Raw genomic sequence first — 25,047 nt, forward strand, 5'->3', positions numbered from 1 at the left:
TCGTTTGACCCGCCGGTTTTGACCGCATCGGCGCACAGTGCAAGCGATGCCCGCAGAACGCCCTAGCCCGCTTCGACCGCCAACATCACGGCTCGCTCTCCAGCATGGCTGATGTCTCAAGTCTCGGATGGCAGATGGATCACACTGCCTGAGGTGTCTCGCGCCCCCTCAATTTCAGGCGTTTGGGAATGGCAAGAAATTTATGATTGCATTTTTTCGAAAGCGTTCTATGTTAATCGTAGCTTTTCAAGGGAGCCGTCCTCATGACAAGGAATGTCGGAACCATTGACCGCATGGCCAGGATCGTCGTCGGGCTTGCTCTGTTGTCTCTCGTCTACTTCCTCGAGGGCAACATGCGCTGGTGGGGTCTGGTCGGCCTCGTGCCGCTTGTGACCGGCCTCGTTTCCAGCTGTCCGCTATACGCGGTTTTGGGTGTGAGCACCTGCTCGGCGATGGAGGCCCGAAGGTGAGAACGCCGGCCTAGGCTCGGTGTAAATCGCTTCGATGCCGGGGCGAGGAAGCCTCGGAGTTCATGAATGGCTGCCGCAACGCGGCTGACTGATCGTGGCGCACGCCCCTACAGTCCCGCAGCAGCCATCGCCTAGCCCATTTCCGCTAAACGAGTGTCCTGGAGTGAGGGAGCTTACGATCCGCATGAAGCAGCTGGAGATCACTGGATTGACATCAACCGAGACCCTTTCGCGGGAAGCGGCGAACATGAAGGCGAATGTCGATGAGGCATCGAGCTTTCTGAAGAAGCTTTCGAACCCGGATCGCCTTCTGGTCGCCTGCGCACTCACAGATGGAGAGCGCTCGGTGCGCGAGCTGGAGGACCTTCTCGGCATCCGCCAGCCGGGGCTGTCGCAACAGCTCGCCGAACTCAGGGAGGCGGGTCTGATCGTCGGCCGGAAGGAGGGCAAGCAGGTCTTCTATCGGCTGGCCGATCCCCGTGTCGAAATCTTCATCGACACCATGCACCGGCTCTTCTGCAGGCCGGATAACCAGATCTCAACCAACAAAGAGCTGACATCATGACCGAATTTACCCCTTTCGCCTCGTTGTTCGGCGGAACGATGATCGGCCTTGCCGCCGTTTTGCTGATGGCCTTCAACGGCCGTATCGCCGGCATGTCCGGCATACTCGGCGGCATCCTGCCTCCAGTCTCGCCCGACTGGGCCTGGCGGGCGGCTTTCCTGGCTGGCGCGGTTGCAGCGCCAGCCCTGATCCTGACCGTCGGCGGCTACGACATTCCCTTCCAGACCACCGTTCCGACGCCCTGGATTGTCATTAGCGGCCTGATCGTCGGTGTCGGCATCACCTATGGCTCCGGCTGCACCTCCGGACATGGAGTCTGCGGGATGGCCCGGCTGTCGGTACGCTCGATCACCGCCACACTGACCTTCATGGTGACCACGGCCGTCACCGTCTTCATTGTCCGCCACGTTCTGGGAGGCTTCTGATGCCGCGAATTCTGTCCGCCCTCATCGCAGGCCTGATTTTTGGCGCCGGCATCGCCGTCTCGGGCATGATCAATCCCGCCAAGGTTTTGAACTTCTTCGATATCGCCGGAACCTGGGACCCTTCGCTCGCCTTCGTCATGGGGGGCGCGCTGGCGGTCACGGCCATCGGCTATTTCCTGGTCCTCAAACGCGCAGCGCCGGTTTTCGAGACCAAGTTCCATCTGCCCACCAGGAAGGATCTCGACCTGCCGCTGCTGGCCGGCTCGGCAACCTTCGGCATCGGCTGGGGCATTGCCGGCTTCTGCCCCGGCGGCGCCGTCCCCGCAATCGGTCTCATGAAGACCGAGGCCTTCATCTTCGTTGCCGCGATGCTTGGTGGCATTGCGCTCGCGCGTCTCATTCGCCGGGCGACAAGCGCCAGAACCGCATCGAAACACGCCTGAACAGGAGCATCTCCAATGCACGAACCGCTTCCCTTCACGCCCGACCTCACCGTCAAGCCCGAAGTCGTTCCTTTCTTCGACGAACCGACCAACACGATCAGCTACATCGTCAAGGACCCGGCATCGAACGCATGCGCTGTGATCGATTCCGTGATGGACATAGACTACGCAGCCGGCCGCATCACCTATGACGGCGCCGACAAGATCATCGCCTATATCCAGGAGAGGGGCTGGAAGCTGGAATGGCTGATTGAAACCCATGTCCATGCGGATCATCTGTCCGCAGCGCCCTACATCCAGGCAAAGCTCGGCGGCAAACTCGGCATCGGCGAGAATATCACGGTCGTCCAGAATACCTTCGGCAAGATCTTCAACGAAGGCACCGAGTTCCAGCGCGACGGGTCGCAGTTCGACCGGCTCTTCAAGGATGGCGACAGCTACCAGATCGGCACGATGACCGCCCATGTGCTGCACACGCCGGGCCACACCCCGGCCTGCATGACCCACATTGTCGGTGATGCGGCCTTTGTCGGCGACACGCTTTTCATGCCCGACGGCGGCTCGGCCCGCGCCGATTTCCCGGGCGGCGATGCCCGCACCCTCTATCGCTCGATCCAGCGTGTCCTGGCATTGCCTGGCCAGACGCGCCTCTTCATGTGCCACGACTACGGGCCGAACGGGCGCGACATCCAGTGGGAAACCACGGTCGCCGAAGAGCGTGACCACAACATCCATGTCGGCAAGGGCATCAGCGAGGACGAGTTCGTGAAGATGCGCGAAGCGCGTGACGCGACCCTCGCCATGCCCAAGCTCATCATCCCTTCGCTCCAGGTCAACATGCGCGCCGGCCGGCTCCCGCCTGCCGACGAGAGCGGCAAGACCTACGTGAAGGTTCCCGTCAACATCCTCTGAGGGGCTGGCCCGGTCGGGGACAGCATCGTCATGGTCAGAATCGAGAAAATCCTCCCCATCCTGGCTTGGGGCAAAGCCTATGATCGCTCGGTCCTGACCAGCGACCTCGTGGCGGCAATGATCGTCACCATCATGCTGATCCCCCAGTCACTGGCCTATGCGATGCTCGCGGACCTGCCGCCGGAAGTTGGGCTGTATGCCTCGATCCTTCCTCTGGTGGCCTATGCGATCTTCGGCACCAGCCGCGCACTCGCGGTTGGTCCGGTCGCGGTGGTCTCCCTGATGACGGCTTCCGCGATCGGGCAGATCGCAGCGCAGGGCACCGCCGACTATCTGACGGCGGCAATCGTGCTCGCCCTGCTGTCGGGCGCCATGCTTGTGCTTATGGGCGTATTCCGACTGGGATTTCTGGCCAACTTCCTCAGCCATCCCGTAATTTCGGGTTTCATCACCGCTTCGGGGCTGTTGATCGCCGCAAGCCAGCTCAAGCATATCCTGGGCGTTCCGGTCAAAGGAGACACGCTGCCCGATATCCTGGGGGGCCTCCTGTCCAACGCCGGCAATGCCAATCCGATCACGCTCGCTATCGGCACGGGCGCCATCGCCTTTCTCTATTTTGCGCGCTCTCGACTGAAGGGGCTTCTGACCGGCTCCGGCCTCAACAGCCGGTTGTCGGACATTCTCACCAAGGCCGCTCCGATACTGACGGTTGCAATAACGATCCTGATTGCCGCCGCCTTCGATCTTGGAAGTCGTGGCGTCATGCTGGTCGGCGCCATCCCGCAGGGCCTTCCTGTTCCGGCCATTCCGGCGTTTTCGCTGGATCTTGTCGCAGCCCTTGCCGGACCGGCCCTCCTCATCAGCACAATCGGTTTTGTCGAGTCCGTCTCGGTGGCCCAGACGCTTGCCTCCAAACGGCGTCAGCGCATCGTGCCTGACCAGGAGCTGATCGGGCTTGGGGCCGCCAACATCGCATCAGGGATCTCTTCCGGATTTCCGGTTACCGGCGGCTTTGCCCGGTCGGTCGTCAATTTCGACGCCGGGGCCGAGACGCCCGCTGCCGGCATTTTCACCGCTATCGGCATCGCGCTCGCCACCTTGTACCTGACGCCGCTGCTTGCCAGCCTCCCGCAGGCCACGCTGGCGGCAACGATCATTGTCGCCGTGCTGTCCCTGGTGGATTTCAAGGCAATCCGCAACGTATTCGGCTATTCGAAGGCAGATTTCGCGGCGATGGCGGCAACCATCCTGGTTACCCTGCTCCTGGGGGTGGAGCCCGGCGTCCTCTCGGGCGTCCTGCTCTCGCTGGGGCTGCATCTTTACCGCACCAGCAGACCCCACATGGCTGTCGTCGGTCTGGTGCCCGGGACGGAGCATTTCCGCAACATCGAACGGCACAAGGTCCTCACCGACCCCTCGATCCTTTCGATCCGCGTCGACGAGAGCCTCTATTTCGCCAACAGCCGCTACCTCGAAGATCGCATCGCCGCGCTCGTCGCCGACCATCCGAAAGTACGGCACGTCATCCTGATGTGTCCGGCCGTCAACGCCATTGACGCCAGCGCGCTGGAAAGCCTCGAGGAAATCAATCATCGCCTCGATGATGCAGGCATAACCTTCCATCTTTCCGAGATCAAAGGTCCGGTCATGGATCGCTTGAAGAGGTCAGACTTCCTGCAGCAGCTGACGGGAAGCGTGTACCTCAGCCAGTACGAGGCCGTGGTTGCATTGCGGGGCAAAGGACAAGCGCCGATCTATCATCCGGCATGACAATGAACGGCTCTGTTGCTACCGCCGAGCGACAGGCCGGTCGCGCGTCCGGGCACCTTCTGGAAGCGCTCGCATGTGGGACGTTTCCAAATACTGCTAAATAACAGATACGGTTTCTCGCACCGCGGTTTCGAATTGTCGAACCATGCTTTGTGGAGGGTCAGTTGATAAGATCTTTGTCGCATCCGGAACGGCATCTCGTCGAGCGGATCGGGTGGCTGCGTGCGGCGGTTCTCGGCGCGAACGATGGGATCGTTTCGACTGCAAGTCTGATCGTCGGCGTCGCGGCCGCTTCGAGCGGCAAACCGGAGGTTCTGGTTGCTGGACTTGCCAGCCTTGTTGCCGGTGCGATGTCGATGGCGGCAGGCGAGTTTGTCTCGGTCAGCTCCCAAGCGGACACCGAACAGGCCGACCTTGCGCGGGAGCGGCGGGAGTTGCGAGAGGATCCCGAAAGCGAACTCCAGGAGCTGACGCAAATCTATGTCGCTCGCGGTCTCGACCCGGATCTCGCCCGCCAGGTCGCCAAGCAGCTGATGGCGAAAGATGCGCTGGGCGCACATTCAAGGGACGAATTGGGCATTTCAGAAGTCGTTGCCGCCAAGCCGGTTCAGGCAGCAATTACCTCCGCCCTGACCTTTGCCGCAGGCGCAGCGCTGCCGATGATCGTTGCCCTGGCCGTCCCTTTCGGCGTGCTGATCCCGGCTGTGGCTGCCGCATCCCTGGTGTTCCTCGCCGCACTTGGTGCGGTTGGCGCGAAGACCGGAGGTGCGAGCCCCGTGGTGGGCGCTGGACGTGTGCTGTTCTGGGGAGCAGCGGCCATGGCAGCGACTGCCGGCATCGGCTGGCTGTTCGGGACCGTCGCCGCCTGACGGGTTGGTGGGCCGTTAGCCGGTCGGCATCGAATGTCCGCCAGTGCGGACGAAGGCCCCTCCCCCTTCGGCGACAATCGACGAGAAAAGTTCCGGGAGCGGTGATGTGAAATGAGTTTGTCACCTCACCACCAGGACAGGAATCTTGGTCTTCGTCAGCACCTCAAGAGTCTGGCTCCCGAGCAGCAGCTTGCTGAGGCCGCGGCGGCCGTTCGACGCCATGACGATGGCATCACAAAGCAAGTCTTCTGCCGTCTCGATGATGGCTTCGGCCGGTCCCGCCTGATCGACATAGACGGTTTCCGCGGCCACGCCCATCTGCTCCGCCTTGGCCTTGGCAGAGGAGAGAATGTAAGCCCCATACTTCTCACTGCGCTGCATGTAGGATTCGATTTCGTCAGGCGTGCTCGGCCAGCCGAAACCCGGCAGCGCCATGGCGGGATACGGCTCTGTCACGTGTATGATCGTGACCCTGCTGCCCAGCGCACTCGCTAGCGCCAGGCCCTGCTCGAGGCCCTTGTATGCAAGCTCCGATCCGTCCGTCGCTATTAGAATATGCGGATACATGCCAGCTCTCCCATGTTGCGGTCGGTGGATTGCCGATCTCTCGGCCCACCTGATCTTAATCCAACCGTTCGGTACCAACCATCGTCGAAGCCGCGCCGGGACGCGATTCCTAACCGTCTGCGCCAATTCCTGGTCGGTCCTGGCCTCAATGTCTGCGCCGCTCAGCGCGCGCTTTTCATGTGCAATCCCCAGTTCGCCGGCGATGACGGCCGCAGTTGACGGGTGGTCACCGGTAATCGTGATGATGCGAATGCCGGCAGCAAGCGCGCGGGCGACGGACTCCCTGACCCCGTCTCGCGGTGGGTCGATCATCCCTACCAAACCCAGAAAGACCATTTCTTGCTCGATGGCGTGGTCAATCCGCTGGGCCGCAGCTTTCGCCAAGGTCCGGAACGCGACGCCCAGGGTTCGCAATGCCTCATGTGTCAGGCGCTCGTTGGCCGACAGAATGCCAGCCCTGCGCTCCGCTGTCAGAGGTCGAACCCCTTCGCCGACCAGTTCATATGCGCAGCGCTCGAGGACGACTTCCGGCGCGCCCTTGGTGAAGACGCGTAGCGCGTCTTGCCGCTCCCGATCCGCATGGACCGTGCTCATCAATTTCCGTTCCGAGGAAAACGGAACTTCACCTGCACGCTCAAAGCGGGCGTCAAGCTTCCCCGCCTCCACTCCGGCCTTGCGAGCGGCAACAAGAAGGGCGACTTCGGTCGGGTCGCCTCGCGCCGCCGGACGCGCGCCTTGTTCCAGCAGGACGGCATTGCTGGCGCGGTCGGAGGCAATAAGTGTCCGCAGGAACTCCGCCCGCAGTTGACCCTCGAGCCGCCCGTCGATGTCACTGCGAGTTTCGCCCGTCGGAATGTAGCCGCTGCCGTCAAGGCTTACGCTGCCGCTCGCGGTCACAACTTGCCGGACCATCATTTCGTTGCGCGTCAGCGTCCCGGTCTTGTCACATGCGATGACATCGGCCGATCCGAGGGTCTCGACGGCTGCCATTCGTCTGACGTTCGCGCGGCCATGCGCTTGATGGCGATTGCAAGCACCAGGGCCACGACCGCAGGAAGCCCCTCGGGAACGGCGGCCACGGCGAGAGCTATTCCCAGGAACAGGATGTCGAAGATCGCTTCCAGGCCCGTGAGGCCCGTGACGAACAACAATGTCCCGGAAATCGCGACCGCAATGGCCGCGACAATCACCCCGAGCAGGCGGCCGATCTGATCGATTTCCGCCTGCAGAGGGGTCGGCTGCTCCAGCGTTGTTTCGAGCAAATCGGCAATGCGGCCCATTTCGGTCTGCATGCCGGTTGCGGTTACAACTGCCCGGCCGCGACCATAGGTGACCCCGGTTCCGCTGAAGATCATGTTGCTGCGATCACCCAGCAGCACGTCGTCGGGGATCCTTCAAAACGGGAAAGCTCTCGCCGGTAAGCGCGGCCTCATTCATCTGAAGCGAGATCGACTTCGTCAGCCGCGCGTCGGCGGGTACGATGTCGCCTTGTTGAATTCCCTCGTTCAGACGAGGAAAAAACAGTTCGAAGGTTCGCAAAATTTCAGTTCAAACCTGAAAGGTCCTTTCCGTTATTCTCAGCCGAAGACATTACTGATCAGCGAGCATAGGAGCTATTCATCCGGCCGAAACAAGAAGGACGAACAACTTCTGTCTCAATTGGCTCATTCCTCCCTGGCAGGGCTGGATTTTATCAAGATCAAATATTTTCACAACAATCCCCCGATAACCATCACAGACGCTGGAAGAGCATATCCAACGCGCGTTCGGCAGAGCGAAGCTTAAGTCTCCTGCCGGAAGGTACAGTCATGTCAACATTGGCAAGACAGCATGTACGAGGGAACGCAAATGATACGCTTTTGGCTGAGAGAGATCTCCGAAGTGCTTCACGATGCCATCAGGCTGTTGATGCTGATGCGGGCGCCTTTCAGCTGCGACCAGCGTCAAAAGGGCCGGCCACCGCTCGATTTCGACTAGCGATGACCGGACGCGATCCATCCCTGAAGCCAAAGCCAATTTCACGAACCGGAGACACTCGCATGCATATGGCAAGCTCGGCCCTCGCCATCGGAGTACGCTCACGCTCGGCCGCCCTGAGCATATTTTTAGCCGGGCGGAAATTTTCGGCTCGAAAAAGGGGCGCCTTCTGCGGCTCACTTGCTGTCGCAATCGTGGCCTTGCACTCGGTAGCGTTCTCGCCCGACGCGGCATTTGCCACCGAGGGCGACGCGGTGGACACGGCGGTTGTCTTCGCCGTAGACAAGTCCTCCTCTATCGACCCCGGTACGGCTCTGCTGCAGCTCAACGGTCATGCCGAGGCGCTACGATCCGCCGAGGTCGCCAAAGCCATAGCAAGCGGTCCGATCGGATGCGTCGCGATCTCCTATGTCGAATGGTCGAGCGTTGGGAAGCTGGCCGTCATCCTTCCCTGGACGAGACTATGCGGCGCCGAAGATGCCAGCGATGCGGCGGGCCTCATCCTTGAACGTGGAAGCGACGGCATCGAGCGAAGGGGGGGCGGCAGAACCTCGCTTTCATTCGCCATCGACGCTGGCAGATTGCTGCTCGGCAGATACCCCGGCCACGCGGGGCGCAAGGTCATCGACGTTTCCACGAACGGCACCAACAATGACGGGCTACCGCTCATCGACAGCCGGGCGCAAGCATTCGCGGCCGGCTACATCGTCAACGGCATTGCGGTTTCGCGAGACGAACCCGGCATAACCGATGACCTGCCGGGATATCTGGAAAACAACGTCATCACGGGGGTGGGAGCCTTTGTGATCGCGCCGAGCAAACCGGAAGAATTTGCAATGGCGCTTCGGCGCAAGCTTGTTCTGGAGATCAGCGACAGGCAGATCGGCGGCGCCACAGGCGCGCAATATGCCAGCAACGTCACTCGACAAACGGCTCGATGAGGCGCCCCGCTCGGCCATCGCCTCAGTTCGGGAAAGTGCGTCGCGTGCAAATCCCTATCCTAGCCCTGAGTGCAACAAAGACCAAGTATTATTCGGACTTTCGGAAATTCGAACAGCAATAAATCACTAATAACCGTTGTATAGCGAATGATGTATTCCAGAAGCGGACCATTGTGTGATGCTTTGATAATAAAATATGTGGAGGAGCAGTTGCTATATTTAGCCGCTTTACTACATGAGACCATGCGGTGCTCCAGTGACTCATAGTAGCGCTCGTCAGCGGATCGAGAGCCGCATGCGGGAGCCCGGCATGCTCTACAATTTGGGTAATTCACTGGGCTTCATCGTCGGGCTTGGCGTTGCACTCGCGGCGGATGTTTCCCGCGATGACGGGGCCACTATGTGGGGCCGCGGCATTGCCCATGTTGTAGGCAGTCCGGCGGCGGCTGCGCTAACCGGCGCCACGTTCGTGTTTTTCTGGGGCGGCCTCGTCTACACCAGGGCCTGGTCAAACGGTGCACCACCCGATCCCAGGCTCAATCAACAGGGCGATGTGCTTTCTGGCATCGGCGCAATCCTTCTCGGGATCGGATTGGTCATCATGGGCAATCCGTGGCTTGCCGCTTCGGCCGGTTTACTGCACGCAGCGGGGAAATTCGGCAGTGCCTTGGGTGGCACAGCAACGAGGCAAGGTTCCTTTGTCCAATTGCGCGTTGCCGGTATCTGCAAGGATCTGGTCCTGGTAAGCCGAGTGCCAGCGGTCCTTGTTGGTGCGGCTGCGCTCTGGCGGGAGCTTATGCTGCTGGAAAACATGCAGGAACTGCTGTTGTCACTGAGTTTCATGACCTGTTGCCTGATATGGGCTGCGGCCGACTGGATGCTGCTGTCGCCAGATGGTTGGGTCAGGCCGGTGGCGGCGCGCCTTGCCGGAAAGTAACCGGTAACCTGATCGCGAAGGGCTGAAGGACGACAACGAGCTTGGCGTTGGGAATGTTCGTAAAGGGCTCACTTACGGCGCCTAGTGCCCATGACTGCAAAGGGTCGTCTGCGGCATGTCCGCTTGAGCAAATATGTTCCGAAGGGCGACCGGCAGCTTTCGTAAGAGTTTCGGGCACCGACAGGCGTACGAAACTCTTCACGCTCAAGCAAAGCGGGAGCAGGTTCGATGACGAAGTTCTCGAGTGGATTGGATCAAAAAGCAGACGTTGCAAGCAATGTGCGCGTTCCATCCGGTCGGCTGACGGCATGGTCGTCCACGCTGGTCAGCTGGTGGACGAAATGGCGCGACAGACGCGCGAGCCGCGCACTTCTAAACTCCATGACGGAAGCAGCACTCGGTGAACTCGGTATCAAGCGTGTCGGGCGCAGAGTGCGATGGCTGGACTATGGCGAGGCACCTCCGCTCGACGATTTCGACTATCATGTCATTGTGGACGACGCAGCCGGTCGGGTTCCGTCGCAAAATTCTATCAAGATCGATGATTGTGACGTTTGAGATGTAATTGATTTTTTCTCGATTCCACATTTTATTTGCTGTATACATATACTAGGCAAATCCGGCTCGGTGTCAGCAAATTGTGGGTGTTAATCACCAAAACTTGACGTTCGCGCCAGACTATTCATATGCTCATGGCGACGACGGCAAAATGATTAAGTTCACGCGAGCAGAACGACTGTTGCTCGCGGATCTGATTGCCCATGCCGGAATGCTGCGAAGTCGTGAACAACTGCTAGACGCTGTTTCACAGGTCGGATCTGACTCTTCAGACCGCAACGTCGATTTCTTCATAAATCGACTTAGAAGCAAGATTCGGGACTCGGCCAAGAACCCGAAATTCATCGGCACTCGGTATGGCGAAGGATACGTTTGGGTTGGCCCCCATTCCGTGCAGACAGGTCCGCTGGCCGAATGCTTCGTCGTTGTGGGCCCCATTGTCACAATCGGGCAGGAGAGCGCTGACAGCCACGCCATCGAGTTTGCCGAAGAGGTAGCGAAGGCCCTCAGGGAGCAACTGCCCATCGGGCGCGTCGTGTCCGTCAGACCCGATGAAACCGAAGCTGGTTTCACTTTTCGGTTAAATCTGACTTTCATCGTATCTGGCGGCAGAAGGGATTGTGTTTCTTCTCTCCAAAGCAGGGAGAACACAAAGGTCATCCATGTGCGGCGCGATAGCTGCCACGACATCGACGTCAACTCCTTGGCCGAAAGTTACCTTTCTGCACTTTGGCAATTCCAGATCGACCGACCGGGCCCAGACGCCCCCGATGCGGCACCCTTGGCCGTTAGAATGGTCGAGGCTGGTGAGTTGTTTGCCGACGACAGCCCAGCAGGATTGCCCAGCGAAATAGCCAAACTGAAGGGAGAAGCGTTCCCGTCTTCTTCTATCTGGCGCAAGAATGATGTGCGGTTGCGCCAGTTAATTCGCAATGGGAATGCAACCCCCGCCACGCGACTGATGCTGGCGGTCAACATCTATACTGGTTACATCATCGATGGTTGGCGCTTTCTGGCCAACGAGGATCCCCGCGAACGCGATCAAGCTGATATGGAGGGCCTCATCCTTGAGGTTCTGCCCGACCTGCTGGATGATCCCCAGAATGCGCTTTCTGCGGCACATGTTCTCAGTTTCATGGGGCCGGCCCACCAAGTGCTGGCCTTGGAAATCGCGGAGGAGGCGTTTGCCAGATCGACGGCGCTGGCCGACGCTCTCTCAATACTTGGGCGTTTGCGCGGCTTCGCGGGAGATTTCGATGGCGCGCTTGAATTGCTTCACCGCGCGCGGCCCTTGTGCAAGCCCGGGTCTATATTCGAGCGCTACATTACTTCATGCATTTGCCAGGTTCTGTTGGCTTCGGGCAATTTCGAGGCGAAGGACCGCGAACTTGAATCGCTGACCAAAAGCCCGATAAGCAAAGGTCCGTACAGGCTTCTATATGCTAGCCCAAACGAGACTGTGCCGTCCTTGCCTGTTCGCATTCACCTCGCACTTATCCCGCGAAAATATGCCCGCGCAGCGGTGCTCTGGAGCTACTACATATGCGCACGCCTTTATCGTACCCGCGAGGCGAAGGAAAACGTGATTGTAGGCTTGGCCCGCCATATGCGCCGCCGCTTTGGCGACGACATCATTCCAGATGAAGTCAGCGCAGCAATACCTGCGACAATGGTGGTGTCCGAAAAAGTATCTTCTTACGTCTGACTGTTAGTAAGTGCTTTCGTTCGCCGCATGTGGAGCTGTTGGGCTCGGTTGACTGGCGTAATTTCACTCCAGCTTCTTCCTCGGGGTGGAACCGGGCGCGACAGCGGCGCCGCCTTCACCGTCGACGTTTGCGGCGGATAGAGATACCGCCATGAGCCTCAGCGCATCACGTCACGGGAGATGACACTGAACGGTCTCTCAAGGCTCCTGGAGCCTCTGCTTTGGAGGCCGCGGCTGAACGGTCTCTATGGCTGACTTCGGGCGCAAATCGGCCGGGCAAACTTTGCCCGAATCGGGGCCGAGAGCGAACGGGCAGCTTAGGCTGCAGATATTCAAGAGCGGACATTGAGATCGGCGAGATCGGCGCGGGCTTCGTCGCGTTCTGCCCCTCTGCTGCGTCGTTCCTCCTTCCCGAAACCAGACGTTAAGCGCAACCAGCGCTCGTGCCCTGAGCCTTTCGATCCGATTGGCGGTGTGCCTCGCAGGTTGGCGCTGCAGGCGGTGCTGGGCACAGGAGGAAACGGCGAACCGCTTGCTCCGCTACAGCTGCAATGCCGCCGCGTGGGCCAGGAAGTCTTCGAACTGCTCTTCAGGCACGAAGGAGCCGCCGGTTGTCCAAAGCACATGCGTGGCCTTGGGCAAACGCTTTTCGATGCCGACGTCTGCACAGAACTTCTTGCCCTCGGGATGGTTCACGACAAATTCGGGACCAGCGAAGGAGGCGGTTGCCGAGGGCTCGAGGCGCATGTCGAGCGTGGAGTGGGCGAGATATAGCCAGCGGAACAGGTCGTCGTCGGCGACGGTGAAGACGCCCGCCAGCATGTTGCGCATGACGGTTGCCACGAATGCCGACATCCTCGCCACCGCCATGCCGTCGGCTTCGGTCTTGTTGGTCAGCCCGACGTCGTAGACGGAGACTAGATCTTCCGATGCGGTCATGAGCTGGACAAGCGCGCAAGGCGACTGCACCGGCTCAACGAAGAAGCAATGGACATGATCGCCGAACACCATCTTGGCGCCGAATGCCACGCCGCCCGGCGCGCCGCCGATGCCACAGGGCAGATAGATGAACAGGGGGTGCTCCGCGTCGACCGGGATCTCCCGGGCCCGAAGCTGGTCGGCTAGTTCCAGCGCCGCCACGCTATATCCAAGGAAAAGCTGCTGGGACTGCTCGTCGTCGACGAAGTAGATGCTCGGGTCGCTCTCCGCGACAATGCGGGCGTTCTCGACCGCCGTCGTATAGTCGGCCTGATGCTGGACGACCTGCACGCCGAGGCGGGTGAGGCGTTCGACCTTCCACGCCTTGGCATCGGACGACATGTGCACGGTTGCCTTGAACCCAAGCGCGCGCGCCGCGATACCGACGCTCAGGCCGAGATTTCCGGTGCTGCCAACTGCGATCGTATAGCGGGAGAAGAACTCGCGCGCATCGCTTTCGGCGAGACGGCGAACGTCGTCGCCCGTCTTCAGCAGCCCTTCCCGCTTGGCCAGCTGCTCGGCAAAGGTGAAGACCTCGTACACCCCTCCCCGCGCCTTGATCGAGCCGGCCACCGGCAGGTCGCCGTCTGCCTTGATGAACTGCCGGCCGAAGGCCGGCCCGTCATAGCCGAGAGCGGCGCTCAGATCATCCAGATCCACCAGTTCGGAACGGATCGCGCCGCCGCTGACCTTGAGCTCCGGGAAGCACGTTTCCAGGAGCGGGGCGAGCCTCTGCCAATTGCGCTGCGCATCTTTCACCTGCTCCGGGCGGACGGGGAGCGTCGCGTCGTTGACGGCGCCGGGGCGATAAGATGGATTCGCCCAGAGCGTCGGTCGCGCGTCGAGTACATCTGCGCGGATGGCATGGCTCGGCAACTGGATCGTCATGGCTGCTCTCCTGGGTTCTAGGCGTAGCGGGCGATCGCCAGATCGGTTGCGCCGATATCGGGCTTGCGGCCGCTGACGAGGTCGCTGACGACCCGCGCCGAACCGGTGCTCATGGTCCAGCCAAGCGTGCCGTGGCCAGTGTTCAGGAACAGGCCGGCGATCTTCGTGGCGCCGATCACCGGCGTGCCGTCCGGTGTCATCGGTCGCAGGCCCGACCAGAAGGAAGCCTTCGACGCATCGCCGCCGGGGAATAGATCGGTGACGGAATGCTCGAGCGTGCGGCGGCGGGCCAGGCTGAGATCATCCGTGTAGCCGGAGATTTCCGCCATGCCGCCCACGCGAATGCGGTCGCCGAGACGCGTGATTGCAATCTTGTAGGTCTCGTCCATCACGGTCGATTCCGGCGCGCGGGACGCATCGGTGATCGGGATGGTAAGCGAGTAGCCCTTGACCGGGTAGACCGGCAGCTGGATGCCCAGCGGCTTGAGGAGAAACGGCGAATAGCTGCCGAGCGCGACGACCACGGCATCGGCCTTCAGCATTTCGCGATCGGTCACGACACCGCGCACCCGGCCGCCTTCGACATCGAGCCTCTTGACCTCAGTGCCATAGACGAACTGCACGCCAAGTTCGGCCGCCGTGTCGGCCAGCGAAGTGGTGAACTTGAAGCAGTCGCCGGTCTCGTCCTTCGGCGTCAGCAGGCCGCCGACGAATTTGTGGCGCACATGCGCCAGGGCAGGCTCGACGCGGATACAGCCCTCGCGGTCGAGCACCTCATAGGGAATGCCGTCGGCGGCAAGCGCCGTCACATCCTTCGCGGAGGCGTCGAGCTGCTGCTGGGTGCGGAAGAGCTGGAGCGTTCCCTGCATCCGCTCGTCATAAGCGATGCCGGTCTCTTCCCGGACCGCGGCAAGCGACACGCGGCTGTAGTCGGCGAGCCGAAGCATGCGGCTCTTGTTGATGGCGTAGCGCTCCGACGTACAGTTGCGCAGCATGCTCATCAGCCAGGAAAGCATGGCCGCATCGGCCTTGGGCCTCAGAATGAGAGGCGCATGCTTCATGAAAGTCCACTTGATGGCCTTCTGCGGAATGCCGGGTGCGGCCCAGGGCGAGCAGTAACCAAAGGAGACCTCGCCCGCATTGGCGAAGCTCGTCTCCAGTGCCGGCCCTTCCTGGCGGTCGACGACGACGACTTCGTGGCCCGCCTTGGCGAGCTGGTAAGCGGACGTGACGCCGATGACTCCGGCCCCAAGAACGATGACTTTCATGATTCCCTCGATGGACTGTCCGTGCAGATGTCGGTGGGTCGAGCTTGCCGGGACGCCGGGCCTTGGCCCCGCAGGCTAGCCCATCCGCTCCGAAGCGTATGAACCGGGCGACGGCGGGAAGACGACAGTCTTGTCGCCGTTGAGGAACACACGGCCGTGAATATGCGCATGGATCGCGCGCGCCAGAACCTGGCTTTCCACGTCGCGTCCGAGGCTCACATAGTCGTCGGCGCTTTGTGCGTGGGTGACGCGTACCGTGTCCTGCTCGATGATCGGACCTTCATCGAGATCGGCGGTCACGTAGTGGGAGGTTGCCCCGATCAGCTTCACGCCGCGCTCGAAGGCCTGCTTGTAGGGGTTGGCGCCCTTGAAACTGGGCAGGAAGGAATGGTGGATATTGATAATTCGGCCGGACATTTTCCGGCACATCTCGTCCGAAAGAACCTGCATGTACCGGGCGAGCACGATGAGTTCGGCCCCCGATTCCTCGACAATGCGCATCTGCGCAGCTTCGGCCTCGGGCTTGTTGTCCTTGGTCACCTTGATGCAGTGGAACGGAATGTCGTGGTTCACCACGATCCGCTGATAGTCCATGTGGTTGGAGATAACGCCGACGATGTCGATGGGCAGAGCGCCGATGCGCCACCGATACAGGAGATCATTGAGGCAGTGCCCGAAGCGCGAGACCATCAGCAGCACCTTGCGCTTGGCCATTTCGTCGAAGAATTCCGCTTCCGCCTGGTACTTCTGCGCGAGCGGCGCAAAACCCTCGCGCAGTTGCTCCAGCGTCCGCCCCTCTTCGGACTGGAAGCTGACGCGCATGAAATAGCGGCCAGTGGCGGCGTCGTCGAACTGGGCGCTGTCGGAGATGTTGCAGCCGTTCTCGGCCAGGTAGGAGGCAATCGCGGCAGTCACGCCGCGGATCGAAGGGCATGTGACGCGCAGTGCAAAGCGGGGGTTCTGGCTGGACATGGACGATATTCCTTATCGGGTGCCGTTCAGGCAGCGGCACGCAGTGCTGGCGGCTGAAAGCTGTCGGCTTGTTGGCCAGCAGGCGTGGCGAATGCCGCGCGCGAGGCGCGGCATTCTCGGTGATCCGGCTACAGCCCGGGGCGGTCAGTTCCCGTAGATCGGGAACGCCTCGGCAAGCTGGGTAACCTTTGCCTTCGAAGCTTCAACCACGGCATCGGCATTCCCGGCCGCTTCCGCCTCGATGAGATCGGCGATGACGTTGCCGAGCGTGCGGAACTCGTCTTCCTTCATGCCGCGGGTGGTCGCAGCCGAGACGCCAAGGCGCATGCCGACCCATTCCGGCGGACGCGGGCTGTCGTTCGGGATCGGGTTCTTGTTGGAGGTGATGTTGGCGCGCGCCAGCACGACTTCCGCCTGCTTTCCGATGAGCCCCTTGGTCGACAGGTCGATCAGCACGATGTGCGTGTCCGTACCGCCCGAAACGATGCGGATGCCGCGATTCGACAGCGTCTCGGCCAGCACCTTGGCGTTCGCCTTGACCTGGGCTGCATAGACCTTGAAGTCGTCCTGCAGCGCTTCGCCAAGGCAGATCGCCTTCGCGGCGAGAACCTGGCTGTGGAGCGAGCCCTGCACGCCGGGGAAGACGGCCGACTGCAGCTTCTTATACCAGTCTTCGTTGTTGGTCAGGATCAGGCCGCCACGCGGGCCGCGCAGCGTCTTGGTCGTAGTGCAGGTGACGATATCGGCATGCGGGAACGGCGAGGGATGCACGCCGCCGGCAACCAGACCCGCAATGTGGGCCATGTCGACCAGGAACCACGCGCCGACCTTCTTGGCGATCTGGCCCATGCGCTCGAAATCCAGCTCGCGCGGATAGGCCGAGCCACCGGTGATCAGCAGGGTGGGACGGACTTCCATCGCCACGCGCTCCATCTCGTCGTAGTCGATCACCTCGGTTTCCGGGTTCACGCCGTAGTTGTGCGCCTCGAACCAGCGGCCGGAGAGATTGGCCTTCATTCCGTGCGACAGATGGCCACCGGCGGCCAGATCAAGCGACAACACCTTGTCGCCCGGCTTCAGCAGCAGATAAAAGACGGCCAGGTTTGCCTGGGTTCCCGAATGCGGCTGGACGTTGGCGTAGCCGCACTTGAACAGCTCCTTGGCACGGTCGATCGCAGCCTGCTCGACGATGTCGACGAACTCGCCGCCACCGTGGAAACGGTTGCCGGGATAGCCCTCGAGGGTCTTGTTGGTCATCTCGTGGCCGAGAGCATCCAGAACCGCGCGGCTGACGATGTTTTCGGACGCGATGAGCTCGATCTGGCTCTGCTGGCGCTTCCTCTCGCCATCCAGCGCCTGGGCAATGAGCGGGTCGCGCTCGGCAACCGAGGCGTTAAAATGGTTTTTCGTATGAACGGTCATGGTTATCTCCGGATACCGCTTGAAGGTATTGAGAGAACCCTAGTGAGTTCCTTGATCCAGAAAAAGTTAATAATCTTTGCATATGCGCTCTGATTTGCTAATGATTTTGCGCAGAATGGAGACTGAAGATGGATCTCGCCCGGCTGCGCGCCCTACGCGAATTGTCGATCCGCAAGACCATGGCGGCGGTGGCCGAGGCGCTCTACGTCTCGCCCTCGGCCGTGTCGCAGCAACTTGCCCTTCTGGAAGAAGAGGTCGGCATTGACCTGATCGAGCGCCGCGGCCGCGGGGTCAGCCTGACGCTGGCCGGCCAGCAGCTCGTCGAACGCGCCGAGCGCATTCTTGCCGAACTGGAATCGGCGCGCGCCGACATTGCCGAACTGAAGAAGGTAATTGCCGGCGAATTGCGCGTGGCGGCGTTCCCCTCCGTTGCCGCGGCGCTGATACCGGGCACCGTGCGCGAGTTGCTTCAGCTGCATCCCCGACTGATCGTCCAGTTCGACGAGATGGAACCGGCCGAGAGCCTTGCCGCACTGCGCAGCTGGCAGACCGACGTGGCGATCATCGACGATCTGAACGTGCCGCCGGGCGCGCTGGACCCAAATCTCGAAACCATCCCGCTCATGGAAGACATCTTCAATGTGATGGTGTCCAAAGACCACCACCTCGCTGAGCGGCCTACCGTGACCCTGCAGGAACTGCGGAACGAACGCTGGGCGATCGACACGGCTTCGTCGACCTATACGCGGATGCTGACCGATGCCTGCCAGGCGGCGGGTTTTAACCCGCACATCGTGGCGCGCTGCAAGGGATTTGAGGTCACCATTGCGCTCATCCGCGAGAACTACGGCATCTCCATGCTGCCCGGGCTGCGCGCAAGCAACGATCTCGAGGACGTATGGGTCTGCAAGGTCGTGCCCGAAATCCGGCGCAAGATCTCGCTGGCGTTCCGCAAAGGCGAAAAGCGCAGCCCTGCCCTGCAGGCCTTTATTGCGCAGATCGAAGGTCGGGCCAGGCCCCTGAATTGACGCAAAGGCAAGGCAGTCAACGCGCCAGTTGGCTTTCGGCTCGCGGTGGCCCCACGGCGATTGCCCATATTTTCTAAACTGTAAGTCAAGGAGAATTAAGTAGACCTGAATATACCGCATTTCTATCCTGCGGCGGTCGATTGATGGGCGCGCTTGCGGGAGGAACCTCAACAGCGAAAATAGGCCAGATGGCGGAAGCCGCTTGCTTCAAGAACGGCTGATGGCCGCCGTTGCCTATCGCCTTTCAATTCTACGCCACGATGCAGCCATACTGCGTGTCCACGCACATTTTCGTCATATGGGAAGGAATGCGATGAAACTTATGAAAATCCTGGCGGCCGGCGCGTTTGCCGGGCTTGCCTTTGCCGCCACCCAGGCGTCGGCGTCGGTGCTGGATACCGTCAAGCAGCGCGGGACGCTGAACTGCGGCACCGACAATACTGCGCCGGGCTTTGGCTATCTGAACACCACGACGGGCCAGATGGAAGGCCTGGACGTCGATTTCTGCAAGGCCGTCGCCGCTGCGGTCCTGGGCGACGCCTCGAAGGTCAAGTTCGTCACCGTCACCGACAAGAGCCGCTTCGATGCCGTGCTGACCAACCAGGTCGACGTCGTTTTCGCGCACACCACCATGAAGCCGGCGCGCGAGTCGTCGATTGCGATCGACTTCCTGCCGATCAACTTCTACGACGGCACTGGCATCATGGTGAAGGCCGACAGCGGCGTGACGGAGTTCGCCGATCTCGACGGCGCCACCATCTGCACGACGCAGGGCTCCGCCACCGAGACGGTTCTGACCGGCGCCTTCAAGGCACGCGGCTGGAAGAACTCCAAGGTTCTGACCTATGAGAACCTCGAGAAGCTGTTCGCAGCCCTGAACTCGGGCCGCTGCAACGCGATGAGCACCGACAAGTCGGCACTCGCCGCCTGGGCCGGCAACTCGCCGAACCCGGCCGACTACGTGATCCTCCCCGACACGCTCGACAAGTCGCCGTTTGCCGGTTTCGTCGCCGCCAACGACTCCAAGTGGCGCAACGCGCTGCGCTGGATCAGCTTCGGCCTGTTCCAGGCAGAAGAGTCCGGCATCACCCAGGCAAACCTCGATGAACAGCTGAAGAGCGAAGATCCGTTCGTCCAGAAGTTCCTCGGCGTGGGCGCCGGCTACGGCAAGGACTTCGGCCTTCCGGAAGATTTCGTCGCCCAGGCAGTGAAGGCCGTCGGCAACTACGGCGAAATCTACGATCGCAACCTCGGCCCGAACACCAGCATGTATCTGGACCGCAAGGGCACCCCGAACGCGCTTTGGACGCAGGGCGGCGCGATCTACTCGCCCCTCTGGAACTGATCCAACACATGCTCGCTGAGGCGGAACTTCCGCCTCAGCGACTCTGAGAAAGCGTTTGGTACTTCGATATGACCATTGAACAAACGGATGCGTACCATCTCCCCGCAAATGATGGTTCGCGGCGGCGGCGCAATCGGCTCAGGCACGAAGCCATTCAGCTCGCTATCATCGCTGCAGCCATCGGATTGGTCGCAGTCTTTGCCGTTGCCGTCAAAGAAGGTCTGGCAAGACACGGCATCAAGTTCAGCTTCTCGTTCCTCCTGGACGCCGCCGGCTTCGACATCAGCGAAGGCAAGACCTTTGTCTTCGACGGAAGCTTCTGGCCCGGTTTCTCCGATTTCACCGCGGACCTTTCAGTCGCGCAGGCCTTTGTCAGCGGCCTCGTAAACACGATCAAGATCGCCATTCTCGCCATTGTGCTGAGCACGGTGCTCGGAACGCTCCTTGGCGTCGGCCGCCTCTCCACCAACTGGGTGGTGCGCAACATTTCGTTCTGGTGCGTCGAGTTCGTCCGCAACACGCCGCTGCTGATCCAGCTCGTCTTCTGGTATTTCGCCGTAGTCCTGCATTTTCCGCCGCTGGCTGCCGCAGCCAAGCTCTATGGCGGCATCATCATCAGCCAGCAGGGGCTCTATTTTCCGGTTCCCGTCTGGGCGGGTGAAGGTTCCTGGGTGGCGCTTGCACTACTGGCCGCAGCCCTGGTTACCGCCGCAGGAGCGATTTTCAGCGTGAAGCTGCGGTGGATTTGCGCGGCTTCGGCGCTGGCGCTGTTCTGCCTCATGCTGGCCACCGGCGCGGTTGTACTCGACTATCCGATCGCCTCGAAGTTCCAGGCCCATGGCGGCACAAGCATAAGCCCCGAAATGGCGGCCTTGCTGCTGGCGGTCGTCGTCAACAGCGCGGCCTACATCGCCGAGATCGTGCGCGGCGCCATCGACGCGCTGCCAAAGGGCCAGTGGGAGGCCGCAGCCTCTCTTGGAATGAGCCGGCACCACACCGTGAACGACATCATTCTCCCGCAGGTCTTCCGCGTCGTGCTGCCCTCCTTCGGCAACCAGTACATCAGCCTGACCAAGAACACCGCGCTTGGAATTGCGATCGGCTATCCGGAACTCTTCAACATCTACGGAACCATCGCAAACCAGACCGGCCATAGCCTTGAGGGCATCATCATCGTCATGGTTTCCTATCTGATCCTGAGCTGGATCATCAGTGCGCTCGTCTCCTGGGCCGACAAACGTCTCACCGGCCAGGGGGCTGCGCGATGATCGCCAAATCGTTGAAATGGTCCCGGCATAACCTCTTCGGAAAGCCGTTTGACGCACTGCTGTCGCTGATCGTGATCCCGTGCGGCCTCTGGTTCATTTATCAGGCGGTCGCATGGGTTCTGACGAAGGCGCAGTGGGACATCATCCCGCAAAGCCTGCGCGTGTTGATGATCGGCATCTATCCCGCCGACCAGGCCTGGCGTGCATGGACCACCGTGATCATCGTCGGCGCGCTGCTGGGCGCCGCACTCGGCTGTGTCTTTGCCTTCCGGCGCCGCCATGCCGCATTTGTGGCGATCGCCCTCCTCGCGGTGCTGTTCCTGACGGCCGAAGGCGATTTCACGAACTCGATGTTCCTCTTCGCCACGATCGCGATTTCGGTCGGCGGGTGGATACTCACGTCTCACTACCCCCCCGTCAGGCGCGCGCTGGTGCCGGCAAGCTTCGTCGGCCTCATCGCAATATTCGCGGTGCTGGCCCCGCCCGGCGTCGGCCTCTGGGGCGGCCTGCTGCTGAGCGTGCTCATCACTCTGGTGACGTCCATCGTGACGCTGCCGATCGGCATCCTGCTGGCATTCGGGCGTCGTAGCCGCCTGTCCAGCGTGCGGTTGATCTGCACCGCCTATATCGAGGTCATGCGCTCTGTGCCGCTGATCCTGGTCGTCTACTGGATCTGGATCCTGATGCCGGTGCTGGCGCCCCAATGGGGCCTGGCGGACGTTGCCCGTGGCATGATCGGCTTCACCGTGTTCTATTCCGCCTATGTCGCCGAATATGTGCGCTCCGGCCTGCAGGCGGTGCCTCGCGGCCAGACCGAAGCCGCGCGCTCGCTCGGCATGAGCGAGCTGGACATCAACCGCTACATCGTCCTTCCGCAGGCGATCCGGGTGGTGGTGCCGCCGCTGGTGGGCAACGTGCTGGATATCTTCAACGCAGCGCCGCTGGTGTTCATCATCGGGCTCACGGATTTCCTTCGGGCCGGACAGATGATCCTCGCCAATCCTCAGTATGGTGACCGCACCTACGAGGTCTACTCGTTCCTGTTCGTGGCGTATTTCCTCGTAGGTTCGCTGATCACGTTTGTGGCCCGCAAGCTCGAAGCCCATCTTGCAAGAGGCACCCGATGAGCGGCCTCAACCCCAATGGAGTCAATTCAATGAACGCCATCGTTGAAATGAAAGGTCTGAACAAGTTCTACGGCACGCATCACGTGCTGAAGGACATCGACCTTTCCGTCGCGCGCGGCGAAGTTGTGGTGGTGCTCGGTGCGAGCGGTTCCGGCAAGTCCACCCTGATCCGCTGCGTGAACGGCCTCGAGATGTACCAGAACGGCAGCCTGCGGGTCGACGGCTTCCAGATGCCGGTGGAAGAGGATCGCAAGCTCGGCGGTGAGCGCGAACTCGCCGCCATCCGCAAGGGCGTGGGCATGGTCTTCCAGCAGTTCAACCTCTTTCCGCACAAGACGGTGCTGGAGAACATCACGATCGCGCCGATGCGCGTGCGCAAGAAGTCGAAGGCGGAAGCCGAGGCGACCGCCCGCAGCCTGCTCGAACAGGTCGGCCTGACCGCTCATGCGCACAAATATCCGGCTCAGCTCTCCGGCGGCCAGCAGCAGCGAGTCGCAATCGCCCGGTCGCTGGCGATGCAACCTCATCTGATGCTGTTCGACGAGCCGACCTCCGCGCTCGATCCGGAGATGGTCGGCGAAGTGCTTGACGTCATGCGCAAACTTGCGGCCGACGGCATAACCATGATGATCGTTACCCACGAAATGGGCTTCGCGCGCGAGGTTGCAGACCGCATCGTCTATATCGACCAGGGCGCGATCCTGGAGATAGCCAAGCCGGACGAGTTCTTCACCCAGCCCAAGAACGAACGCGCGCAGTCGTTCCTCAGCCGCGTGCTTAAGCATTAAGTGCGGAGATGTCAGGTTGACTTCTGTCCGGATAACTTCGCGCTAAAGTTCAGGACTGCTGCGACGCATGGGTGCCTGGCCGGTAACGGCTTGGCAATACGCGATTGCTCCAATGCGATCCAGAAGAAAGGTCATCCTCCAACGTCGAGGACACGCCCGTCCTCTTCGCTAAAGTAACCGTCTTGGACAAGGACAGCCGGGACTATTTTTCGATTGTCGCGGATAGAGCGTTTGCGAAAATGAACTTCAAGTTGAATCCAGCTGTTTGAGGAGCGTCCGCATAGGAGACGCGAAAGAAATGTCCGGAAGTGGCGCGACCATGACCTCCAGCTGGTCACCCGTGACGTCTGCTTCCAGGCGGAGGCAAAGTTTCTGTGTATGACCGACTTCGGGCGCGTTGCGGACTCTCAGTTTAGGGCACGCTAGCAGACCGTCCGGTTTCGTGCTGCATATTGCTGTAAGCTGCCTTAGATTAACACCGTGGAACCTCTGTTCGTCTTAGCCAAAGGAGTGCCTGACCTCGGGGTCTCCGGGGCTGACATCTTGCTCACGGTCGCATGGGCCTAAGCCGCGATGGCGGAACCAGCCCATGCGCCGCATCGTTTCCTTCATTGTCGCGGGATCTGAAGCGCCGTTGGCGAGCAGCGCCGCCATTTCGCGGAAATAGGCTGGGCCGAGGACGCCAGGGCTGAGGACGCACATTCTTCGTGACAAGCCTTGAGCCCGCCGTTCGTGCAAGTTCGGCGGGCATTTCGTCGCTAAAGACCGCTGAAACGCTCGGGACGGTCCAGCGCGGGTTGGCATGGAGACAGCGCGCTACCTCTTTCTGCCTCAAGGCAGCCGCCAGCAAACTTTGCGGGAGCCGCACGACCGCATCGGCCAGGGTCCGTTCTCTTTATCGACGCCGTCAGCCATTCCATCGAGTTGGCCTCGCCGCCACCCTGTGACGGCCGGGGGCCCGCCGATTCACCGCTTTTGATCAACGCGGCAGCGGTTGGCGACTACCCGTCGCCTGTCGCGGCCAGCGATCTCGTTAGCGGCGAGCGTTGCGCCACCCTTGGCGCGCTTCCTCTTCCGAGCAAAACCAGCGCTCGCCCTTGTTCTTGGAGATCCGCGTCCGGCAGTAACACTTCTGTCCCGGCACACGGTAGATGCGCTTGCCTTTGGCCGAAATGTTGCCCTTGATGTCCTGTGCGTCAGGATGGGGCGCGACCTTCATGGTTTGGCGAAACCGGAAAACCATCTCCCAAGCCCGCCCAAGGCATGTCAGCCGGCGATCAGGGCACGCTCCGGCGGAAAACCGTCTCGGAATCCATTCTGCCCCGCTGAACACTGCCCGTCATGCGCAACAGCGTTGCCCTCCCCGCACGGCTCCGCGAGCCGACCTTCTGTAACGTTTGGCCGTGGTGACGCCCGCAGCCAGGCGGAACGCTGTCGCGCATCTGAAGTCTGCCTTCGGGATGAGTGAACGGCGGGCGTGTAAAGCCATCGGCTGTTGCCGCATGACGGTGCGCTACGAGACCACGCGGCCCGATGATCGCGCGCTTCGGAAGCGGATGCGAAAGATCGCGCGCGAGCGCCGGCGCTTCGGCTATCGGCGTCTGCACGTCCTGCTCAGGCGATTGGGCCATGTCGTGAACGACATGGCCCAATCGGCATGCGAGCATCGAGTAAGGTGCTCGTGTCAATGATGCCATTGGAGAGCGCGATGTCGACATATGTAGGCCTGGATGTTTCGCAGAAAGAGACTGAGATTTGTGTGGTGGATGTCGAGGGACGTCGGATTTGGCGAGGCAAGTGCCGGACGGAGCCGAACAGCATCGC

Annotated in this window: 23 protein-coding genes and 1 pseudogene; 17 read left to right on the forward strand and 7 right to left on the reverse strand. The window is 61.2% G+C overall.

The genetic code is table 11. The features are described 5' to 3' along the window. The first annotated feature begins 263 nt into the window (after nt 1–263). The 7 genes from ABLE86_RS21395 to ABLE86_RS21425 all read left to right on the forward strand — a co-directional run bounded on the left by ABLE86_RS21395 (nt 264) and on the right by ABLE86_RS21425 (nt 5,454). Entirely contained in the window at nt 264–470 is a 207-nt protein-coding gene (locus ABLE86_RS21395) for a DUF2892 domain-containing protein (protein WP_348781019.1), read from the forward strand. Between the two features lie 247 nt (nt 471–717). Beyond that, the gene (locus ABLE86_RS21400) at nt 718–1,035 is read left to right on the forward strand and encodes a metalloregulator ArsR/SmtB family transcription factor (RefSeq protein WP_348781041.1); all 318 of its coding nucleotides are present in this window, start codon (nt 718–720) and stop codon (nt 1,033–1,035) included. Further along, nucleotides 1,032–1,460 (forward strand): YeeE/YedE family protein, encoded by a 429-nt coding sequence (locus ABLE86_RS21405; protein WP_348781020.1) that lies wholly within the window; start codon nt 1,032–1,034, stop codon nt 1,458–1,460. Before ABLE86_RS21400 ends, ABLE86_RS21405 begins: the two co-directional genes overlap by 4 nt. Then, complete coding sequence (locus tag ABLE86_RS21410; RefSeq protein WP_348781021.1) at nt 1,460–1,903, forward strand: YeeE/YedE family protein; 444 nt, start codon at nt 1,460–1,462, stop codon at nt 1,901–1,903. The genes ABLE86_RS21405 and ABLE86_RS21410 overlap by 1 nt, the downstream gene beginning before the upstream one ends. 15 nt (nt 1,904–1,918) lie before the next feature. Continuing rightward, on the forward strand, nt 1,919–2,815 hold the full coding sequence (locus tag ABLE86_RS21415; RefSeq protein WP_348781022.1) for an MBL fold metallo-hydrolase: 897 nt from the start codon (nt 1,919–1,921) through the stop codon (nt 2,813–2,815). A gap of 30 nt (nt 2,816–2,845) precedes the next feature. Beyond that, the gene (gene sulP / locus ABLE86_RS21420; RefSeq protein ID WP_348781023.1) at nt 2,846–4,585 is read left to right on the forward strand and encodes a sulfate permease; all 1,740 of its coding nucleotides are present in this window, start codon (nt 2,846–2,848) and stop codon (nt 4,583–4,585) included. 167 nt (nt 4,586–4,752) lie between these two features. Then, nucleotides 4,753–5,454, forward strand: a complete 702-nt coding sequence (locus ABLE86_RS21425) for a VIT family protein (protein ID WP_348781042.1) — start codon at nt 4,753–4,755, stop codon at nt 5,452–5,454. 120 nt (nt 5,455–5,574) lie between these two features. Here the strand turns inward: ABLE86_RS21425 and ABLE86_RS21430 are convergent, their stop codons facing one another. Further along, a complete protein-coding gene (locus ABLE86_RS21430) occupies nt 5,575–7,011 on the reverse strand; it encodes a universal stress protein (protein WP_348781024.1) in 1,437 nt (478 codons plus the stop codon). Beyond that, complete coding sequence (locus ABLE86_RS21435) at nt 6,948–7,400, reverse strand: hypothetical protein (RefSeq protein ID WP_348781025.1); 453 nt, start codon at nt 7,398–7,400, stop codon at nt 6,948–6,950. The genes ABLE86_RS21430 and ABLE86_RS21435 overlap by 64 nt, the downstream gene beginning before the upstream one ends. Nucleotides 7,401–7,829: 429 nt before the next feature. On the opposite strand from ABLE86_RS21435, the gene ABLE86_RS21440 reads away from it, so the two are divergent. The 4 genes from ABLE86_RS21440 to ABLE86_RS21455 all read left to right on the forward strand — a co-directional run bounded on the left by ABLE86_RS21440 (nt 7,830) and on the right by ABLE86_RS21455 (nt 12,139). Beyond that, the gene (locus tag ABLE86_RS21440) at nt 7,830–8,939 is read left to right on the forward strand and encodes a DUF1194 domain-containing protein (RefSeq protein WP_348781026.1); all 1,110 of its coding nucleotides are present in this window, start codon (nt 7,830–7,832) and stop codon (nt 8,937–8,939) included. 310 nt (nt 8,940–9,249) lie between these two features. Further along, entirely contained in the window at nt 9,250–9,876 is a 627-nt protein-coding gene (locus ABLE86_RS21445; protein ID WP_348781027.1) for a hypothetical protein, read from the forward strand. 228 nt (nt 9,877–10,104) lie between these two features. Next, nucleotides 10,105–10,434: a hypothetical protein gene (locus tag ABLE86_RS21450; RefSeq protein WP_348781028.1), complete on the forward strand. Its 330-nt coding sequence runs from the start codon at nt 10,105–10,107 to the stop codon at nt 10,432–10,434. 151 nt (nt 10,435–10,585) lie between these two features. Continuing rightward, nucleotides 10,586–12,139 (forward strand): helix-turn-helix domain-containing protein, encoded by a 1,554-nt coding sequence (locus ABLE86_RS21455; RefSeq protein ID WP_348781029.1) that lies wholly within the window; start codon nt 10,586–10,588, stop codon nt 12,137–12,139. A gap of 540 nt (nt 12,140–12,679) precedes the next feature. Here ABLE86_RS21455 and ABLE86_RS21460 read toward each other — a convergent pair. The 4 genes from ABLE86_RS21460 to glyA form a co-directional block, all read right to left on the reverse strand. Further along, nucleotides 12,680–14,005: a D-serine ammonia-lyase gene (locus ABLE86_RS21460; RefSeq protein WP_348781030.1), complete on the reverse strand. Its 1,326-nt coding sequence runs from the start codon at nt 14,003–14,005 to the stop codon at nt 12,680–12,682. Between the two features lie 17 nt (nt 14,006–14,022). Further along, nucleotides 14,023–15,273 carry a D-amino acid dehydrogenase gene (locus tag ABLE86_RS21465; protein WP_348781031.1) on the reverse strand — a complete coding sequence of 417 codons (1,251 nt, stop codon included), beginning with the start codon at nt 15,271–15,273 and terminating at the stop codon, nt 14,023–14,025. A gap of 75 nt (nt 15,274–15,348) precedes the next feature. Continuing rightward, entirely contained in the window at nt 15,349–16,245 is an 897-nt protein-coding gene (gene purU / locus ABLE86_RS21470; RefSeq protein ID WP_348781032.1) for a formyltetrahydrofolate deformylase, read from the reverse strand. Between the two features lie 144 nt (nt 16,246–16,389). Further along, the gene (gene glyA / locus ABLE86_RS21475) at nt 16,390–17,667 is read right to left on the reverse strand and encodes a serine hydroxymethyltransferase (protein ID WP_348781033.1); all 1,278 of its coding nucleotides are present in this window, start codon (nt 17,665–17,667) and stop codon (nt 16,390–16,392) included. Nucleotides 17,668–17,795: 128 nt separating this feature from the next. Here glyA and ABLE86_RS21480 point away from each other — a divergent pair, with 128 nt between their 5' ends. The 5 genes from ABLE86_RS21480 to ABLE86_RS21500 all read left to right on the forward strand — a co-directional run bounded on the left by ABLE86_RS21480 (nt 17,796) and on the right by ABLE86_RS21500 (nt 23,223). Next, complete coding sequence (locus tag ABLE86_RS21480) at nt 17,796–18,695, forward strand: LysR family transcriptional regulator (RefSeq protein WP_348781034.1); 900 nt, start codon at nt 17,796–17,798, stop codon at nt 18,693–18,695. Nucleotides 18,696–19,008: 313 nt separating this feature from the next. Further along, nucleotides 19,009–20,040, forward strand: a complete 1,032-nt coding sequence (locus ABLE86_RS21485) for a transporter substrate-binding domain-containing protein (protein WP_348781035.1) — start codon at nt 19,009–19,011, stop codon at nt 20,038–20,040. Between the two features lie 68 nt (nt 20,041–20,108). Continuing rightward, nucleotides 20,109–21,308 (forward strand): ABC transporter permease subunit, encoded by a 1,200-nt coding sequence (locus ABLE86_RS21490; RefSeq protein ID WP_348781036.1) that lies wholly within the window; start codon nt 20,109–20,111, stop codon nt 21,306–21,308. Further along, on the forward strand, nt 21,305–22,435 hold the full coding sequence (locus ABLE86_RS21495) for an amino acid ABC transporter permease (RefSeq protein WP_348781037.1): 1,131 nt from the start codon (nt 21,305–21,307) through the stop codon (nt 22,433–22,435). The genes ABLE86_RS21490 and ABLE86_RS21495 overlap by 4 nt, the downstream gene beginning before the upstream one ends. A gap of 29 nt (nt 22,436–22,464) precedes the next feature. Next, entirely contained in the window at nt 22,465–23,223 is a 759-nt protein-coding gene (locus ABLE86_RS21500; protein ID WP_348781038.1) for an amino acid ABC transporter ATP-binding protein, read from the forward strand. 1,033 nt (nt 23,224–24,256) lie between these two features. Here the strand turns inward: ABLE86_RS21500 and ABLE86_RS21505 are convergent. Further along, nucleotides 24,257–24,442 carry a nuclease gene (locus tag ABLE86_RS21505; protein WP_348781039.1) on the reverse strand — a complete coding sequence of 62 codons (186 nt, stop codon included), beginning with the start codon at nt 24,440–24,442 and terminating at the stop codon, nt 24,257–24,259. Between the two features lie 151 nt (nt 24,443–24,593). Here ABLE86_RS21505 and ABLE86_RS21510 point away from each other — a divergent pair. Beyond that, nucleotides 24,594–24,863 (forward strand): annotated as a pseudogene (locus ABLE86_RS21510) (IS3 family transposase); the annotation flags it as partial. Between the last annotated feature and the right edge of the window lie 184 nt (nt 24,864–25,047).

The sequence above is a fragment of the Mesorhizobium sp. KR2-14 genome, assembly GCF_040049255.1.
Lineage (GTDB): Bacteria > Pseudomonadota > Alphaproteobacteria > Rhizobiales > Rhizobiaceae > Pseudaminobacter.

What these genes read in the sequence shown, in the direction of transcription:
- ABLE86_RS21395 (WP_348781019.1), top strand. Translation starts at nt 264, where the DNA reads ATGACAAGGAATGTCGGAACCATTGACCGCATGGCCAGGATCGTCGTC.
- ABLE86_RS21455 (WP_348781029.1), top strand. Translation starts at nt 10,586, where the DNA reads ATGATTAAGTTCACGCGAGCAGAACGACTGTTGCTCGCGGATCTGATT.
- ABLE86_RS21415 (WP_348781022.1), top strand. Translation starts at nt 1,919, where the DNA reads ATGCACGAACCGCTTCCCTTCACGCCCGACCTCACCGTCAAGCCCGAA.
- sulP (WP_348781023.1), top strand. Translation starts at nt 2,846, where the DNA reads ATGGTCAGAATCGAGAAAATCCTCCCCATCCTGGCTTGGGGCAAAGCC.
- ABLE86_RS21445 (WP_348781027.1), top strand. Translation starts at nt 9,250, where the DNA reads ATGCTCTACAATTTGGGTAATTCACTGGGCTTCATCGTCGGGCTTGGC.
- ABLE86_RS21430 (WP_348781024.1), bottom strand. Translation starts at nt 7,011, where the DNA reads ATGGCAGCCGTCGAGACCCTCGGATCGGCCGATGTCATCGCATGTGAC.
- ABLE86_RS21490 (WP_348781036.1), top strand. Translation starts at nt 20,109, where the DNA reads ATGACCATTGAACAAACGGATGCGTACCATCTCCCCGCAAATGATGGT.
- ABLE86_RS21485 (WP_348781035.1), top strand. Translation starts at nt 19,009, where the DNA reads ATGAAACTTATGAAAATCCTGGCGGCCGGCGCGTTTGCCGGGCTTGCC.
- ABLE86_RS21505 (WP_348781039.1), bottom strand. Translation starts at nt 24,442, where the DNA reads ATGAAGGTCGCGCCCCATCCTGACGCACAGGACATCAAGGGCAACATT.
- ABLE86_RS21405 (WP_348781020.1), top strand. Translation starts at nt 1,032, where the DNA reads ATGACCGAATTTACCCCTTTCGCCTCGTTGTTCGGCGGAACGATGATC.
- ABLE86_RS21410 (WP_348781021.1), top strand. Translation starts at nt 1,460, where the DNA reads ATGCCGCGAATTCTGTCCGCCCTCATCGCAGGCCTGATTTTTGGCGCC.
- ABLE86_RS21495 (WP_348781037.1), top strand. Translation starts at nt 21,305, where the DNA reads ATGATCGCCAAATCGTTGAAATGGTCCCGGCATAACCTCTTCGGAAAG.
- ABLE86_RS21480 (WP_348781034.1), top strand. Translation starts at nt 17,796, where the DNA reads ATGGATCTCGCCCGGCTGCGCGCCCTACGCGAATTGTCGATCCGCAAG.
- purU (WP_348781032.1), bottom strand. Translation starts at nt 16,245, where the DNA reads ATGTCCAGCCAGAACCCCCGCTTTGCACTGCGCGTCACATGCCCTTCG.
- ABLE86_RS21500 (WP_348781038.1), top strand. Translation starts at nt 22,465, where the DNA reads ATGAACGCCATCGTTGAAATGAAAGGTCTGAACAAGTTCTACGGCACG.
- ABLE86_RS21440 (WP_348781026.1), top strand. Translation starts at nt 7,830, where the DNA reads ATGTCAACATTGGCAAGACAGCATGTACGAGGGAACGCAAATGATACG.
- ABLE86_RS21450 (WP_348781028.1), top strand. Translation starts at nt 10,105, where the DNA reads ATGACGAAGTTCTCGAGTGGATTGGATCAAAAAGCAGACGTTGCAAGC.
- ABLE86_RS21460 (WP_348781030.1), bottom strand. Translation starts at nt 14,005, where the DNA reads ATGACGATCCAGTTGCCGAGCCATGCCATCCGCGCAGATGTACTCGAC.
- ABLE86_RS21465 (WP_348781031.1), bottom strand. Translation starts at nt 15,273, where the DNA reads ATGAAAGTCATCGTTCTTGGGGCCGGAGTCATCGGCGTCACGTCCGCT.
- ABLE86_RS21400 (WP_348781041.1), top strand. Translation starts at nt 718, where the DNA reads ATGAAGGCGAATGTCGATGAGGCATCGAGCTTTCTGAAGAAGCTTTCG.
- glyA (WP_348781033.1), bottom strand. Translation starts at nt 17,667, where the DNA reads ATGACCGTTCATACGAAAAACCATTTTAACGCCTCGGTTGCCGAGCGC.